The sequence below is a fragment of the Streptomyces sp. NPDC043853 genome, from assembly GCF_056436025.1.
In genome coordinates, this window is sequence record NZ_JBWKDJ010000012.1 from 260,266 (window position 1) to 275,773 (window position 15,508).

At 70.4% G+C, this 15,508-nt stretch carries 14 protein-coding genes and 1 riboswitch; of the genes, 4 read left to right on the forward strand and 10 right to left on the reverse strand.

Annotated elements, in window-relative coordinates:
- Positions 1-125: 125 nt before the first annotated feature.
- The 8 genes from AC067U_RS28395 to AC067U_RS28430 form a co-directional block, all read right to left on the reverse strand.
- Complete coding sequence (locus AC067U_RS28395; protein ID WP_478832622.1) at positions 126-1,271, reverse strand: ABC transporter ATP-binding protein; 1,146 nt, start codon at positions 1,269-1,271, stop codon at positions 126-128.
- Positions 1,268-2,362 (reverse strand): ABC transporter ATP-binding protein, encoded by a 1,095-nt coding sequence (locus AC067U_RS28400; protein WP_478832623.1) that lies wholly within the window; start codon positions 2,360-2,362, stop codon positions 1,268-1,270. The genes AC067U_RS28395 and AC067U_RS28400 overlap by 4 nt, the downstream gene beginning before the upstream one ends.
- Positions 2,359-3,360, reverse strand: coding sequence for an ABC transporter permease (locus AC067U_RS28405; protein ID WP_478832624.1), 1,002 nt, complete (start codon positions 3,358-3,360; stop codon positions 2,359-2,361). Before AC067U_RS28405 ends, AC067U_RS28400 begins: the two co-directional genes overlap by 4 nt.
- Before the next feature lie 117 nt (positions 3,361-3,477).
- Positions 3,478-5,259 (reverse strand): ABC transporter substrate-binding protein, encoded by a 1,782-nt coding sequence (locus tag AC067U_RS28410; protein ID WP_478832625.1) that lies wholly within the window; start codon positions 5,257-5,259, stop codon positions 3,478-3,480.
- A 24-nt stretch (positions 5,260-5,283) separates the two neighbouring features.
- Positions 5,284-6,279, reverse strand: coding sequence for an ABC transporter permease (locus tag AC067U_RS28415; RefSeq protein WP_478832626.1), 996 nt, complete (start codon positions 6,277-6,279; stop codon positions 5,284-5,286).
- 522 nt (positions 6,280-6,801) lie between these two features.
- On the reverse strand, positions 6,802-7,542 hold the full coding sequence (locus AC067U_RS28420) for an enhanced serine sensitivity protein SseB C-terminal domain-containing protein (RefSeq protein ID WP_478832627.1): 741 nt from the start codon (positions 7,540-7,542) through the stop codon (positions 6,802-6,804).
- Positions 7,543-7,606: 64 nt separating this feature from the next.
- Positions 7,607-8,344, reverse strand: coding sequence for an enhanced serine sensitivity protein SseB (locus AC067U_RS28425; protein ID WP_478832628.1), 738 nt, complete (start codon positions 8,342-8,344; stop codon positions 7,607-7,609).
- Between the two features lie 158 nt (positions 8,345-8,502).
- Positions 8,503-9,201: an AAA family ATPase gene (locus tag AC067U_RS28430; RefSeq protein WP_478832629.1), complete on the reverse strand. Its 699-nt coding sequence runs from the start codon at positions 9,199-9,201 to the stop codon at positions 8,503-8,505.
- A 232-nt stretch (positions 9,202-9,433) separates the two neighbouring features.
- A riboswitch (glycine riboswitch) is annotated at positions 9,434-9,534 on the forward strand.
- A 208-nt stretch (positions 9,535-9,742) separates the two neighbouring features.
- Here AC067U_RS28430 and gcvT point away from each other — a divergent pair.
- The 4 genes from gcvT to AC067U_RS28450 all read left to right on the forward strand — a co-directional run bounded on the left by gcvT (position 9,743) and on the right by AC067U_RS28450 (position 14,281).
- Positions 9,743-10,858 (forward strand): glycine cleavage system aminomethyltransferase GcvT, encoded by a 1,116-nt coding sequence (gcvT, locus tag AC067U_RS28435; protein WP_478832630.1) that lies wholly within the window; start codon positions 9,743-9,745, stop codon positions 10,856-10,858.
- 79 nt (positions 10,859-10,937) lie between these two features.
- Positions 10,938-11,318: a glycine cleavage system protein GcvH gene (gcvH, locus tag AC067U_RS28440; RefSeq protein ID WP_478832631.1), complete on the forward strand. Its 381-nt coding sequence runs from the start codon at positions 10,938-10,940 to the stop codon at positions 11,316-11,318.
- Between the two features lie 24 nt (positions 11,319-11,342).
- Entirely contained in the window at positions 11,343-12,614 is a 1,272-nt protein-coding gene (gene glyA, locus AC067U_RS28445) for a serine hydroxymethyltransferase (RefSeq protein WP_478832632.1), read from the forward strand.
- Positions 12,615-12,898: 284 nt separating this feature from the next.
- A complete protein-coding gene (locus AC067U_RS28450) occupies positions 12,899-14,281 on the forward strand; it encodes an L-serine ammonia-lyase (RefSeq protein WP_478832633.1) in 1,383 nt (460 codons plus the stop codon).
- A 63-nt stretch (positions 14,282-14,344) separates the two neighbouring features.
- Here the strand turns inward: AC067U_RS28450 and AC067U_RS28455 are convergent, their stop codons facing one another.
- On the reverse strand, positions 14,345-15,049 hold the full coding sequence (locus AC067U_RS28455) for a hypothetical protein (protein WP_478832634.1): 705 nt from the start codon (positions 15,047-15,049) through the stop codon (positions 14,345-14,347).
- Positions 15,050-15,130: 81 nt separating this feature from the next.
- A partial coding sequence (locus AC067U_RS28460; RefSeq protein ID WP_478832635.1) for a DNA translocase FtsK occupies positions 15,131-15,508 on the reverse strand: 378 nt, incomplete at its 5' end.

Consider the following 15,508-nt stretch of genomic DNA (forward strand, 5'->3'; position numbering starts at 1 on the left):
TGGAACCCCTCCCCTTTTTTCCCCCTCCCGCCCCTCTCCCGGGAACCGGGCTCCCAAAAAACCCCCCCCGGGTGGGGGGGGGGAGACCCGCACCTCCCCCCCCCCCCGCCGCGGCGGGTCCCGCCTCAGGCCGGGGTCGGGGCCGGGGCCTCCGGCGCCTCCGGGAGGGCCGGGTCGCCCGGCGCCTGGTCCGGCCCGTTCTCCGGGTGGTGGCAGGCCACCTGGTGACCGGTCTTCAGGGCCAGCAGCGGCGGCTCCTGCGTCTTGCAGATCTGCGTCGCCTTCCAGCACCGCGTGTGGAAGCGGCAGCCGCTCGGCGGGGCGATGGGCGAGGGCACGTCGCCCTTCAGCAGGATCCGGCCGCTCTTGGCACCGCGCCGGCGCGGGTCGGGCACCGGAACCGCGGACAGCAGGGCGTTGGTGTACGGGTGCATCGGGGAGGCGTACAGCGAGGTGCGGTCGGTCAGCTCCACGATCTTGCCGAGGTACATCACCGCGATGCGGTCCGAGACGTGCCGGATGACCGACAGGTCGTGGGCGATGATCACGTAGGTGAGGCCCAGCTCCTCCTGGAGGTCGTCCAGCAGGTTGACCACCTGGGCCTGGATCGACACGTCCAGGGCGGACACCGGCTCGTCCGCGACGACCAGCTTCGGCTTGAGCGCGAGCGCGCGTGCGATGCCGATGCGCTGGCGCTGGCCGCCGGAGAACTCGTGCGGGTAGCGGTTGTAGTGCTCCGGGTTCAGGCCCACCAGCGAGAGCAGCCGCTGGACCTCCGCCTTGACCCCGCCCTCCGGGGTGACCCCCTGGAGCTTGAACGGGGCGGAGACGATCGCGCCGACCGTGTGCCGCGGGTTCAGCGAGCCGTACGGGTCCTGGAAGATCATCTGCACATCGCGGCGGAGCGGGCGCATGCCCGAGACGCCGAGGTGCGTGATGTCCTTGCCCTCGAACTCGACCTTTCCGCCGGTGGGCTCCAGCAGCCGCGTGATCAGCCGGCCCATCGTCGACTTGCCGCAGCCGGACTCGCCCACGATGCCGAGGGTCTCACCGCGGCGGACGTCGAAGTCGATGCCGTCGACGGCCTTGACGGCGCCCGCCTGGCGGCGCAGCAGCCCCTTGTGGATGGGGAAGTGCTTGACCAGGCCGGTCACCTTGAGCAGGGGTTCCGGGGAGGCCGCGGACTGTGCGGGAAGCGTCGCGGTGCCGGTCTTCTCGGCGTCAGCGCCCGTCTGCCCGTCGTCGGCGCCCGTCTTCTTGATGTCGGTCACAGCTTCGGCGCAATCTCTTCGGTCCAGATCCGGGTCCGCTCCTCCTGCGACATGTGGCAGGCGGACCAGTGCCGCTCGCCGTCCGGGCTCACCAGCTCCGGACGCACGGTCCGGGTCAGGTTGTCCTTGGGGAGGTCGGCGTACGGGCAGCGCGGGTTGAAGGCGCAGCCGCTCGGAATGTTGATCAGGCTGGGCGGGGAGCCCTTCACCGGGATCAGGCGGTCGGTCTGGTCGCGGTCGATGCGCGGCATCGAGCCGAGCAGGCCCCAGGTGTAGGGGTGCCGGGGCTCGTAGAACACCTTCTCGGCGGAGCCGCGCTCCACGCACCGGCCGCCGTACATCACCAGGATGTCGTCGGCCATCTCGGCGACCACGCCGAGGTCGTGCGTGATCATGATGACGGCGGAGCCGAACTCCTTCTGCAGGTCCCGGATCAGGTCCAGGATCTGCGCCTGCACGGTGACGTCCAGGGCGGTGGTCGGCTCGTCCGCGATGAGCAGCTCCGGGTTGTTGACCAGGGCCATCGCGATCATCGCGCGCTGGCGCATGCCGCCGGAGAACTCGTGCGGGTAGGAGTCGACGCGCTTGCCGGGCTCGGGGATGCCGACGCGGTCGAGCATCTCGACCGCCCGCTTCTTCGCGGTCTTCTTGTCCACGCCGTGGTGGGTCCGGTACGCCTCCACGATCTGGTGCCCGACCGTGTAGTACGGGTGCATGGCGCTCAGCGGGTCCTGGAAGACCATCGCCATCTTGCGGCCGCGCAGCCGGCGCACCTCGTCGGCGTCGGCGCGCAGCAGCTCCTCGCCGTCGAGCCAGACCTCGCCGCCGATGGTGGGGCGGCTGCGCGCGTTGCCGGTCCGGTGCAGGCCCATGATGGCCAGCGAGGTCACCGACTTGCCGGAACCGGACTCGCCGACGATGCCGAGGGTCTTCCCGCGCTCCAGGTCGAAGGAGAGCCCGTCGACGGACTTGACCAGGCCGTCGTCGGTCGGGAAGTGGACCTTGAGGTCGCGGACGGAGAGGAAGGCCGATCCCTCGGAGGGGGGCCCCGCCTGCTCAGGAACGAGGGGGGTGGTGCGGTTCTCGGTCACGTCAGCCTCACGCGCGGGTCGATGACGGCGTACAGCATGTCCACGATCAGGTTCGCCATCACGACGAAGAGCGCCGCGAGCAGGGTGACACCCATGATCACGGGCAGGTCGCCGTCCCTGATCGCGCCGACCGCCGCCGTGCCCAGGCCCTGGAAGTTGAAGGTGGTCTCGGTGAGGACGGCGCCGCCGAGGAGTCCGCCGAAGTCCAGGCCGAACATGGTGACGAGCGGGGTGAGGGTGGAGCGCAGGGCGTGCTTGCGGATGACCACCCGCTCGGTGAGCCCCTTGGCGCGGGCCGTGCGGATGTAGTCCTCGCCGAGCACCTCCAGCATGGTGGCGCGGGTGATGCGGGCGTAGGTGGCGGCGAAGAGGAAGGCCAGGGTGACCCAGGGGAGGATCATGCTGTTGAGCCAGGCTCCCGGATCCTCGGTGATCGGCTGGTAGTTGGAGACGTCCAGCCAGCCCAGGCCGTAGACGAGGACCGCCGGGGCGAGCATGCCGGTGAAGAAGATCGGCAGCGAGACGCCGGCGAGGGCGCCGACCATCACGGTGCGGTCGATCGCCGTCCGGCGTTTGAGCGCCGAGATGACACCGGTCAGGACACCCGCGAGGACCCAGATCACGGCCGCGCCCAGGGCGAGCGAGACGGTGACCGGAATACGGTCGAGCATCATGTCCCACACCGGCGTCTCGCTCTTGAACGAATAGCCGAAGCAAGGGGCCGGGCAGTGCGTCGTGTCGACGCCGTTGTCGTAGTCCCGGCCTGCGACGATGCCCTTCACGAAGAGCAAGTACTGCTCGGAGATGGGCTTGTCGAAGCCCATCTTCACGCGGATGCCCGCCAGGGCGGTCTCATTGGTCTCGCGGCCGGCGTACATCAGCGCGGGATCGGACCCGGTGATCTTCGGCACCGCGAAGAAGATGCCGAAGGTGACCACGGAGACCACCAGCAGCGTGGCGACGACGTTGAACAGTCGCCGGATGAGGTAGACGAGCACTGCAGTCGGCCGCCAGGGCCGGCGGCCGCCGCCCCTTGTGGGGACGGCAGCCGCCGCCTGCGGCCTTCACCTGCCCTTCGGACTAGCGCATGTGCGGTGAAGGCACGTGCCTGACAGTTACTTGACGACGCCCACCGTGGCGAGGTCGATCTTGCCGTACGACTCGTTGAAGAAGACGTTCGTCAGACGCGGGTTGTGGTAGACGAAGGCCTTGTCGAAGTTGATGGGCAGGTACAGGGCCTTCTCCATCACCTTCTTGTTGATGTCCGTGTAGAACGGCGCGGCCTCTTCGGGGGTCTTGGCGGCAGCGGCGTCGTCGAACAGCTTGTTGATCTCCGGGTCGTTGATCTCGGAGTAGTTGTTGTTGCCGTTCGGCAGGATGAAGGAGCCGTCGACCAGCGGCTGCAGGAAGCCCGCGCCGGAGTTGTAGTCGGCGCCCCAGCCCATGACGATGATGCCGTAGCCCTTCTTCTTCACGTTCTCGGGCGAGCCGATCGTGGAGGAGGAGAGCTTGCCGTCGTACTGGTCGATCTTGGCCTTGATGCCGACCTTGTCGAGCGCGGCCTGCAGGGACTCGGCGGTCTTGACCTCGGCGGCACGGTTGTTGCGGACCGCGATGGTGGTCTCGAAGCCGTCAGGCTTGCCGCACGCCTTCAGGGCCTCCTTGGCCTTGTCGAGCTGCGGCTGGCCCTTGGTCAGGCCCCACGGGTCGTAGGCCTTGTCGGAGCCGGGGATGCCGGGCGGCAGCATGTTCGCGCCGAGGTCACCGGAGGTCGGGCCGCCGCGGGCGGTCTGCAGGGACTTCGGGTCGGCCGCGTAGATGACGGCCTTGCGGCACTCGATGTTGTCGAACGGCGCCACGGTCTGCGGGAAGACCATGTAGCGGATGTAGCCCGTGAACGGGTTGTCCGCGTGCTGCTTGAGCTTCTCGTCCTTGAGGACCTTGTTCTTCGCCGCGGTGAGCAGACCGGTGCCGTCGGCCGCCAGGTCGATGTCGCCGTTGAGGAGGCGCTGGTCCATGTCCTCGGCGTTGGTGGTCACCGTGAAGGAGACCTTGTCCGGCAGACCCTTGCGGATCGTGTCGGTCTTCGGGTCCCAGTGCTCGTTGCGCACGAAGGTCGCGCCCTTGCCGGCGGTGAAGCTCTCGACCTTGTACGGGCCGGTGGAGACCGGCTGGTTGGTGTACTTGGCGCCGGTGTCCTTGGCCGCCGGGACCGGCGAGGAGCCCGGCATGGCCAGCAGGTAGCTGAAGTCCGAGTTGGCGGTCGCCAGGTTGAAGACGATGGTCTTGTCGTCCGGCGTCTGGACCGACTTCAGGCCCATCTTGGCCGGGTCGGTGTCCTTGTACGGGCCGGGGTACTTCTGGCCCTGGTCGAGAACGTCGATCAGGTAGGTCGGACCGCCGGAGAGCACGTCCTGCGCGAAAACGCGCTCGATGCCGTACTTGATGTCCTTCGAGGTGATCGGCGTGCCGTCCTCGAACTTCACGCCGTCCTTGAGCTTCAGCGTGTAGGTCTTGCCGTCGTTGCTGATCTCGGGCAGCGACTGCGCGAGGTCCGGGACCAGCTTGGTGCCGTCCTTGCCGGGCTTGGCGTCGTACGCGAGCAGCTGCCGCACGAAGAGGCGCTGCATGTTCCACACGAAGCCGTAGTAGGCACGCGCCGGGTCGAGGTAGTCGACGTCCTGCGGCGACCAGAGCTTGAGCTCGCCGCCCTTCTTGTCGGACGCGTTGACGACGCCCTTGGTCGCGGCGTCGAAGGCGGCGCCGGAGGCTCCGGTCTTGCCGGCCTTGCTGTCATCGCCGTCGCCACCGCACGCGGCGGTCAGCGACAGAGCGGCGATCACTGCGGTGATCGCGAGTGCCTGCTTTCTGCGGATCACGATGGGTCCAACCTCCATGAGTGGGTGAATCGTTTGAGCGGTTCAGCTGCCCTTGGGGTCGAGTGCGTCACGCAGCCCGTCCCCGAAGAGGTTGAACGCCAGGACGGTGATGAAGATCGCGAGACCGGGGACGACCATGAACATGGGTGCGTCCTGGTAGATGGGGACGGCGTCGGACAGCATCTTTCCCCAGGACGCGGTCGGCGGCTTGACGCCGGCGCCGAGGAAGCTGAGGGCCGCCTCCGTCAGGATGTTGGTCGGGATGATCAGCGTGGTGTACACGAGGATCGGCGCGACCAGGTTGGGCAGCAGTTCCTTGATCAGGATGTAGCCGCGTCCGGCGCCGAGGCTGCGTGCGGCCTCGACGTACTCGCGTTCGCGCATCGAGATGGTCTGGCCGCGGACGATGCGCCCGATGTACGGCCAGCCGAAGAAGCCGATGACGATGACCAGGACGCCCATCCGGACGCCGGTTCCCTCGAAGCCCCAGACGGAGTTGGGGACCACGGAGACCAGGGCGATGGTGAACAGCAGCTGCGGGAAGGCCAGCAGCAGGTCCATCACCCGGCTGATCAGGGCGTCGACCCAGCCGCCGAGGAAGCCCGCGAGGGCGCCCAGCAGGCTGCCGATGATCACCGAGACGAAGGCGGCGAGGAAGGCCACGGTCAGCGAGATCCGCGCGCCGAAGACGATCCGGCTGAACACGTCGCGGCCGTTGGTCGGCTCCACGCCCAGCAGGAAGTCCGAGCTCATGCCCCCGAAGGAGCCGGTCGGGGTGCCGAACTCGGGGTCGATCATCTCCTCGTGGAACTCGTTGGGCGGGTGGCCCAGCAGGCTCACGATCTGCGGCGCGAAGACCGCCACCAGGACCAGGAAGATCACGACGATGCCGCCGGTCAGCGCGACCTTGTCGCGCTTGAGCCGCATCCAGGCGATCCGGCCCGGTGAGCGGCCTTCGATGGCCTTGGCTGGGACGTCGGCTACGGCAACGGCAACGGGTGCTTGTTCCGCGCTCGTGTCATGCAGTGGTGCCGTCATCGTGGTGGGGACCCCTCTCGGCCGACGGGTGGGCCGGCCCATGCCCGCCGCTGTGGCGGCGTTGGTGCGGAGTGGCGCTGTGAGTGCGAGTACAGGAAGTGCGAGTACAGCGAGTGCTGCGGGTGTGCGAGTGCTGCGGGTGTGCAGGTGGTGCGCGTGGTGCGGTGGTGCCGTGCTGCGGATGCCGCGAGCGAACTGCGCGCGCCGAACCCTCGATTGGGAGGACTGATCGGCTCTTGGTGGGGGAGTCTTCATCGGGCCGTCGACCAGCCGCCAGACCCGCAGATGAATGGATGCGCAACCGTGATGTGAGGGTCGGGTTCCCGTTATCCGGACTGCGGTGGCCCCTCAGCGGAGCAACACCGTCCGTTCGGTACGGAAGTGGACATCGTGCCCAACTGTCGCCAGCTGTGCGTTATTTGGGCCCAAGGACCGCCCAAATCCGGACAACACAAAGGCCGCACAGAACGATCTGTTCCGTGCGGCCCGATGGTCGCGCGCGCGGTTGCCCGCGGAGGAATCTCAGTACCCGGACGCCTGCGCCTCGCGGTCGTAGAAGGGCCGTGCCTGGGCCCTCAGCCACATCGCGACCGGGTCGTGCTCGTCGGCGAGGGCGACGGTGCAGACGGGTACGCCCTCGGGGACGGCGGTCACCGACTGGCGCATCATCTCGCGCACCGACTCCAGCGCCGCCGGCGAGGCGTCGTAGAGGTCGAGCCCGACGGCGAGGTACGGCTGGCCCAGCGCCGGCTGCACCCAGGCGCGGCGGAGCGAGCGGACCACGGGCGTGCGGTGCGCGTGCTGCGTGAGCAGCCCGTAGAACTGCGGGAGTTCCAGCGCGGGCTCCGAAAGCCGCAGCGGCCCGGCCGGCATCCGGTCCAGGCCGGTGGCCACCCGGCGCAGGTCGGCCCAGGGAATGCCGAGGCCGCCGCCCGCGTCGTGCGGATTGACCCACAGGCCCCAGCGGTCGGGGTAGAGGGCACGGGCGATGTCCCGGCCGGTGACCACCTCGTACGCCCGGTTCCAGCCGCTCGCGGCGAGCTCCTGCGGGGAGGTCACGCAGGGCGCGTAGCCCAGCCCGTCGACCTCCATGCCGCCGTACTGGGCGTCCGGGGAACCGGGCTGCCCCTGCCAGAGGAGCATCCACAGTCGGCCCTCGCCGAGCGCGTGCAGCAGTGACTCGTAGCTGTCATAACGCCCGGGGGCCACCTGGCGCAGCATGTGCTCGACCCGCCCGGCCGCGGCCGTGCCTGACGCACTCACCCGGTACCCCTCTTCGTCTCTTTGTCCGCCCGTCAGCCCGGAAACCCCACCAGCTTACGGGTGCCTAGGGCAGATAGAACGGGCGCACGCGCTCGCGGATGTGCTCGGCCACCAGATCGTCGGTGGCGTCGAGCAGGATCAGGTGCACCGGCCACGGCGGCTGGACCCGGTTCAGGGCGCGGGCCAGGGCGTCCAGCGGGGTGTCCCGCTCCTCGGGCCGGTGTCCCAGCAGGCGGACACCGATGTAGAGCTCGGGCGCGCCGCCCTCGACGCTGGCGAGGCAGCGGTGGGCGGAGGCCACGATGCCGGTGGCCCGGAACTCCTCGCCGGCGGCGGTGAGGAAATCGACCGGATCCTCCTGCCAGTCCGGCTCGAACAGCCGGACCCGGCCGCCACTGGCGCCTTCCTGCGGGACCAGGCCGGCCCGGCAGAGCTCGGCGACGGCGGGCGGCGGCAGCGGGACGCCGACGGCGCCCTCGGGGTTCACGGCGATGCCGAGCTGCGGGGGCAGGCCGCGGGCGAACTCGACGGCCGGGGCGACCGCGAAGTCCATGCCGGGGCCGGCGCAGGCGAGGAACTGCTGCTCGCTGGAGTACACGGGGACGTAGGCGGCTCCGCCGATGTCCATGGTGGGCAGCCGCAGGCCGGCGCTGTCCGGCCCGCCGCCGGCCGGCAGGGGCACCCACAGCTCGCTGCGGGCCAGGGCGTCCAGGATCCGGGCGCCCGCCTCGGGGTCGCCCAGGGCAGCGCCCAGCACCTGTTCCAGCTCATTGGCGGGCCAGCCGCCCCCTTGCCCCTGCATCGCCTGCGCCTCCCTGCTCCGCGTACCCGGCCGAGGGTAGTGGGTGCCTTCGGCGCGCGACCCCCCGGCTCCGCCGGCGCGGGCCGCACGGCCACGACGGTACCGAGCACGGCCCGGGGCCGGCGCGGGCACGGAGCGGGCACGGCCCCGGGGACCGGTCAGGCGCGGAACGCGATGCGGGTCAGACGCGACGCGGCCGCACGGTCCAGCAGGGTGGCGGTCGCGCAGCCCGCCGGGAGCCCTCCGGACTCGGCCGCGCGCAGCAGCCGGCGGACCGCGCCCCGGTGCCGGGCGAAGGCGTACACCGTGACGCCCCGGCCCCGCTCCGCCTGACCCGACAGCGCCTCCGCCGGGCTGGCGTCCAGCAGGACCAGGTGGAGGTCGCGGCCGCGCCGGCGGGCGGCACGGGCCAGCAGGCCGCGCACCCAGCTCTGGGTGCCGCAGTCGTGGACCACCACGGAACGGCCGGAGCGCAGGACCCGGGCGAGGCCCGCGTAGTGCGCGACGCGGACCAGCGGGCGGTACAGCCCGTAGGGCAGGGCGGTCGGCATCCGGCGCTCCCAGCGCTCTCGGACGTCCTGCGAGTCGATGGCCGCGTCGCCCTCGGCGACGGTCCGCTTGATCAGCGTGCTCTTGCCGCCGCCGGGCAGCCCGGACACCACCACGATGTCCCCCTCGGCGAAGCCCAGGAACGACGGGCCCGCGGAGCGGCCCCGCAGGTCGCGGACCGCGGCCGCGGCGGCCGTGCCCTCCGCGCCCCGCGCCGGCAGCCCGCGCTGCGCCGGCACGCCCGCCGCCGTCGCCGGCGCCGTCGCCGTCCCCGCTGCCGTCGCCGCCGTCAGTCCGAGTCTGCGCACCGCACTCGCCTCCCCCGAATCGGGTCGCCAGGATTCACCAGGAGTTCCCAGGACCCTTTCCCACTGAGTGTAAAGAGACGGTAATCCCGCAGGTCCGGTTCCGCAGGGCGGGTCCGGCCTTCGAGACCGGGGACACGTCCGGCCCGTACACAGTTCCGGGCCCGGCCGCCCATACGGCCGCATCCCGTGCAATGATGTGCGCCAACTGGACACCAACTGCATACCGGCCGCTTGAATCCGCGCGGGAGAGTTCCGGCAGCCCCCACGGGCACCGGACGCCGAAGGAGCAAGAACCTCCCTTGAATCTCTCAGGCCCCGTACCGCGTGGATGAGGCAGATCTGAAAAGCGAGCCGCGCTCCGCCGCGGCTCCACCCAAGGTGCAAGCCGAGCCCCGACCCGTGCGCGATCCGGTCCGTGCGTGACCGAACCGATCCCGCAGGTGACAGAGACTCTCGGCGAACCTCTCAGGTTCCGATGACAGATGGGGAGGATCGTCCTCGTCACGTCATGCCGATGCCCTGGGACCTGGGAGCCGTACCGATGAGCAATGCCCCCCGTCTGACCGCGCTCGACGCGCTGCACCGCGAGCTCGGTGCGACCATGACCGACTTCGCCGGCTGGGACATGCCGCTGCGGTACGCCAGCGAGCGCGACGAGCACAACGCCGTCCGCACCAAGGCCGGCCTGTTCGACCTCTCCCACATGGGCGAGATCACCCTCACCGGCCCGGAGGCCGTCAAGGCCCTGGACTACGCGCTGGTCGGCAACATCTCCACGGTCGGCGTGGGCCGCGCCCGCTACACCCACATCTGCCAGGAGGACGGCGGCATCCTGGACGACCTGATCGTCTACCGCCTGGGCGAGACCGAGTACATGGTCGTCGCCAACGCCTCCAACGCCCAGGTCGTGCTCGACGCGCTGACCGAGCGCGCGGCCGGCTTCGACACCGAGGTCCGCGACGACCGCGAGGCCTACGCGCTGATCGCCGTCCAGGGCCCGGAGTCCCCCGGCATCCTCAAGAAGGTGACGGACGCCGACCTCGACGGCCTGAAGTACTACGCCGGCCTGCCCGGCACCGTGGCCGGGGTCCCCGCGCTGATCGCCCGCACCGGCTACACCGGCGAGGACGGCTTCGAGCTGTTCGTGAAGCCGGAGCACGCCGTGCAGCTGTGGCAGGCGCTGACCGAGGCGGGCGCCGAGGCCGGCCTGGTCCCGTGCGGCCTGTCCTGCCGGGACACGCTGCGCCTGGAGGCGGGCATGCCGCTCTACGGGCACGAGCTGACCACCGCGCTGACCCCGTTCGACGCGGGCCTGGGCCGGGTCGTGAAGTTCGAGAAGGAGGGCGACTTCGTCGGCCGCGCCGCCCTGCAGGCCGCCGCCGAGCTCTCCGAGACCAAGGCCCCGCGCAAGCTCGTCGGCCTGATCGCTTCAGGCCGCCGGGTGCCCCGCGCGGGCTTCTCCGTGGTCGCGGGCGGGCAGGTGATCGGCGAGGTCACCTCGGGCGCTCCGTCCCCCACCCTGGGCAAGCCGATCGCGATGGCGTACGTCGACGCGGAGCACGCCGCGCCCGGCACCTCCGGCGTCGGCGTCGACATTCGAGGTACCCATGAGGCGTACGAGGTCGTCGCCCTGCCCTTCTACAAGCGGCAGAAGTGACGGTCTCCCCTTCCGGGACCCGTCTCACCCTGCAAGACCAACGTTCATCAGCACTCCCCTCATCCAGGAGAATCAGGTCATGAGCAACCCCCAGCAGCTGCGCTTCACCAAGGAGCACGAGTGGGTCACGGCGGTCGACGCGGACGGCGTCGCCACCGTCGGCATCACCGAGTACGCGGCCAACGCCCTCGGTGACGTCGTCTTCGCCCAGCTCCCCGCCGTGGGCGACACCATCACCGCCGGCGAGACCTGCGGCGAGCTGGAGTCCACCAAGTCGGTCAGCGACCTGTTCGCCCCGGTGACCGGTGAGGTCACCGAGGCCAACCAGGACGTCGTGGACGACCCGGCGCTCGTGAACACCGCCCCGTTCGAGGGCGGCTGGCTGTTCAAGGTCAAGATCACGGGCGGCGAGGACGACCTGCTGTCCGCCGACGAGTACACCGCGTTCACCGCGGGCTGACCTCCCACCACACCAGGGATAGAGATGTCTGTACTGAACACCCCTCTGCACGAGCTTGACCCGGACGTCGCCGCCGCCGTCGACGCCGAGCTCGTGCGCCAGCAGTCGACCCTGGAAATGATCGCGTCGGAGAACTTCGCTCCGGTCGCCGTCATGGAGGCCCAGGGTTCGGTCCTCACCAACAAGTACGCCGAGGGCTACCCGGGCCGCCGCTACTACGGCGGCTGCGAGCACGTCGACGTGGTCGAGCAGATCGCCATCGACCGGATCAAGGCGCTGTTCGGCGCCGAGGCCGCCAACGTGCAGCCGCACTCGGGCGCGCAGGCCAACGCGGCCGCGATGTTCGCGCTGCTGAAGCCGGGCGACACGATCATGGGCCTGAACCTGGCCCACGGCGGTCACCTGACCCACGGCATGAAGATCAACTTCTCCGGCAAGCTCTACAACGTGGTCCCGTACCACGTGGGCGAGGACGGCACGGTCGACATGGCCGAGGTCGAGCGCCTGGCCAAGGAGTCCAAGCCGCAGCTGATCGTCGCCGGCTGGTCCGCGTACCCGCGCCAGCTGGACTTCGCCGCCTTCCGCCGGATCGCGGACGAGGTCGGCGCGTACCTGATGGTCGACATGGCCCACTTCGCGGGCCTGGTCGCCGCGGGCCTGCACCCGAACCCGGTGCCGCACGCCCACGTGGTCACCACCACCACGCACAAGACCCTCGGCGGTCCGCGCGGCGGTGTGATCCTGTCGACGCAGGAGCTGGCCAAGAAGATCAACTCCGCGGTCTTCCCCGGCCAGCAGGGCGGTCCGCTGGAGCACGTGATCGCGGCCAAGGCCGTCTCCTTCAAGGTCGCCGCCTCGGAGGAGTTCAAGGAGCGCCAGGAGCGCACCCTGGAGGGCGCGAGGATCCTCGCCGCCCGCCTGGTCCAGGACGACGTCAAGGCCGTGGGCGTGGACGTGCTCACCGGCGGCACGGACGTGCACCTGGTCCTGGTGGACCTGCGCAACTCCGAGCTGGACGGCCAGCAGGCCGAGGACCGCCTCCACGAGGTCGGCATCACGGTCAACCGGAACGCCATCCCGAACGACCCGCGGCCGCCGATGGTCACCTCGGGCCTGCGGATCGGCACCCCGGCCCTGGCCACCCGCGGTTTCGGCGCCGAGGACTTCACCGAGGTCGCCGACATCATCGCCGAGGCGCTCAAGGCGCCCTCTCCCTTCGAGGCGGCCGACGCCCAGGCCCTGCGGGCCCGCGTCACCGCGCTGGCCGAGAAGCACCCGCTGTACCCGTCGCTCTAAGGCTTCGGTTGGGGGGCCCGGCCTTGTTTCCACAGGGCCGGGCCCTTCCCTTTGCCCTTCTCTTCACCCTTCCCTCTGCCCCGGACGGGCTCCGGCCGGGGCACCACCCGCCTTCGAGCCGGACCCGCGAGCGTGAGGCGACTCACGCCGGGCCGCCCCCTCACGGCCCCGTTCCGAAGGCCGGCCGTTCACCCTGGCGCGATACGCTCGTCTGCCGGACAAAATCCACAAAAATCACCCCTCCCGCCCTCCCACCCCACGAGCAGACAAGGGAGTCCGCCACCGTGGCCATTTCCGTCTTCGATCTCTTCTCGATCGGCATCGGTCCGTCCAGCTCGCACACCGTCGGCCCGATGCGTGCCGCCCGCATGTTCGTGAACCGGCTGAAGAAGGACGGCCTGCTCGCCCAGACCGTCTCCGTCCGGGCCGAGCTGTACGGCTCCCTGGGCGCTACGGGCCACGGCCACGGCACGCCCAAGGCCGTCCTGCTCGGCCTGGAGGGCTACTCCCCGCGCACGGTCGACGTCGAGAAGGCCGACGACGAGGTCGAGCGCATCCGGCAGAACAAGCGGCTGCGGCTGCTCGGCGCGGAGATAGGCGAGGTGCACGAGATCGACTTCGACGAGCCGAACCAGCTGATCCTGCACCGCCGCCGCTCGCTGCCGTACCACGCCAACGGCATGACCCTCTTCGCGTACGACGAGGCGGGCGCCCCGCTGCTGGAGAAGACGTACTACTCGGTCGGCGGCGGCTTCGTGGTGGACGAGGACGCGGTCGGCGAGGACCGGATCAAGCTCGACGACACCGTGCTGAAGTACCCCTTCCGCACCGGTGACGAAATGCTCCGGCTGACCCGCGAGACCGGGCTGTCGATCTCCTCCCTGATGCTGGAGAACGAGAAGGCCTGGCGCACCGAGGAGGAGATCCGCGAGGGCCTGCTGGAGATCTGGCGGGTCATGCAGGCCTGCGTCTCCCGCGGCATGTCCCGCGAGGGCATCCTGCCGGGCGGTCTGCGGGTCAAGCGGCGCGCCGCGGCCACCGCCCGCCAGCTGCGCACCGAGGGCGACCCGCTGCTGCACCGCAGCGAGTGGACCACGATCTACGCGATGGCGGTCAACGAGGAGAACGCGGCCGGCGGCCGGGTCGTGACCGCGCCGACCAACGGCGCGGCGGGCGTGCTCCCGGCCGTCCTGCACTACTACGTGAACTTCGTCCCGGGCGCGGACGAGGACGGCGTGGTGCGCTTCCTCCTCGCCGCCGGTGCGATCGGCATGCTGTTCAAGGAGAACGCCTCGATCTCCGGCGCCGAGGTCGGCTGCCAGGGCGAGGTCGGCTCGGCCTGCTCCATGGCGGCGGGCGCGCTGGCCGAGGTGCTCGGCGGCACCCCGGAGCAGGTGGAGAACGCGGCCGAGATCGGCATGGAGCACAACCTGGGCCTGACCTGCGACCCGGTCGGCGGCCTGGTCCAGATCCCGTGCATCGAGCGCAACGGCATGGCGGCGGTGAAGGCGGTCACCGCGGCGCGGATGGCGATGCGCGGGGACGGCAGCCACAAGGTCTCCCTCGACAAGGTCATCAAGACCATGAAGGAGACCGGCGCCGATATGAAGATCAAGTACAAGGAGACGGCGCGCGGCGGCCTCGCCGTGAACGTCATCGAGTGCTGATCCGCACCGCACGCTGACGTCCGTGGGGGCGGGCCCGGAAGGGGCCCGCCCCCACGGCTCGTTTCAGGACACGGCGTACCACTGGCTGGCCCAGCCGGTGTTGATCGTGCTGGTGGACTGCTGCGTGAGGTCCAGGGTGGCGGGCAGCGAGGTCTGCCCGGTCAGCACGGTGCTGTAGCGCAGGTTGGGCGGGGTGAGGCCCGCGTTCACCGAGATGCCGGCCCCGGTGGCCTTCAGGGTCAGTCCGTTGGTGGCCCAGGTGCCGTTCAGCAGCAGGGCGATGAAGTAGGTGCCCGGCTCGGCGGTGAAGGGCTTCTGCAGGGCCAGCGGCTTGGCGATCGCGTCGGTCATCAGCTGCGGGGAGATGTCCGCGGTGGCCCCGCGGAGGGTGCCCTTGGCGTCGTACACGCCGAGGTAGCAGTCGGCGAGCTGGGCACTGGGGTCGATCCCGGCCAGTCCCAGCCAGATGTTCGACCAGGGGGTGCGCTCGCGCAGGACGATCCGGACCAGGGTGATCCGGCCGCCCACCCCGGCGGAGGACTGGGCCGTGACATGGCCGGCGTCGTTCGGGTCGCCGGTCCAGGCCAGCAGGTTCTGGTCCTGCGGCCGCGGCTCCGGGTCGAGCCCCTCCGCTCCGGCCGCAGGGACCTGCGTGACCGCCGGGGACGCGCCCTTCTCCGGCTTCGCGGCCGACGAGCTGCAGCCGGCCAGCAGGGCCGCGACGACGGTGCCGGCCACCAGGCCGAAGACGGTACGGGTGATGCGCATGGTCCCCCCAGGAACACGAGTTGCTCAGGGGGCCATGGTCACATCCCGGCGCGCCCGCTCTCTCACGCGGGATCCGGCTGTTCAGCGACCTCCCCGGAGCGCGCCGAGCACCGCGTCGAGTTCCTCGGGACGGATCAGGACGTCCCGCGCCTTGCTGCCGTCAGGTGGCCCGACGATCCCGTACCACTCCATGTGCTCCATGAGGCGCCCGGCCTGTCGGAATCCCATTCGGAGCTTGCGCTGGAGCATCGAGGTCGACCCGAACTGGGTGGAGACCACCAATTCCACCGCCTTGCACAGCTCGTCGAGATCCTCGCCGATCCCTGGGGGCGCTTCCTGTTCCGCAAAGACATCCGACCGGTGGACCGGGGCCATCTGGTCCTTGCAGTGCCGGACCACCGCCTGGACCTCGTCCTCGGTGACGAACGCGCCCTGCAGCCGGACCGGCTTGTTCGCACC

Excerpts from the sequence above, each read along its gene's own strand:
- AC067U_RS28455 (WP_478832634.1), bottom strand. The coding sequence starts at position 15,049 with ATGCGCATCACCCGTACCGTCTTCGGCCTGGTGGCCGGCACCGTCGTC.
- glyA (WP_478832632.1), top strand. The coding sequence starts at position 11,343 with ATGTCTGTACTGAACACCCCTCTGCACGAGCTTGACCCGGACGTCGCC.
- gcvT (WP_478832630.1), top strand. The coding sequence starts at position 9,743 with ATGAGCAATGCCCCCCGTCTGACCGCGCTCGACGCGCTGCACCGCGAG.
- AC067U_RS28425 (WP_478832628.1), bottom strand. The coding sequence starts at position 8,344 with ATGCAGGGGCAAGGGGGCGGCTGGCCCGCCAATGAGCTGGAACAGGTG.
- gcvH (WP_478832631.1), top strand. The coding sequence starts at position 10,938 with ATGAGCAACCCCCAGCAGCTGCGCTTCACCAAGGAGCACGAGTGGGTC.
- AC067U_RS28415 (WP_478832626.1), bottom strand. The coding sequence starts at position 6,279 with ATGACGGCACCACTGCATGACACGAGCGCGGAACAAGCACCCGTTGCC.
- AC067U_RS28410 (WP_478832625.1), bottom strand. The coding sequence starts at position 5,259 with ATGGAGGTTGGACCCATCGTGATCCGCAGAAAGCAGGCACTCGCGATC.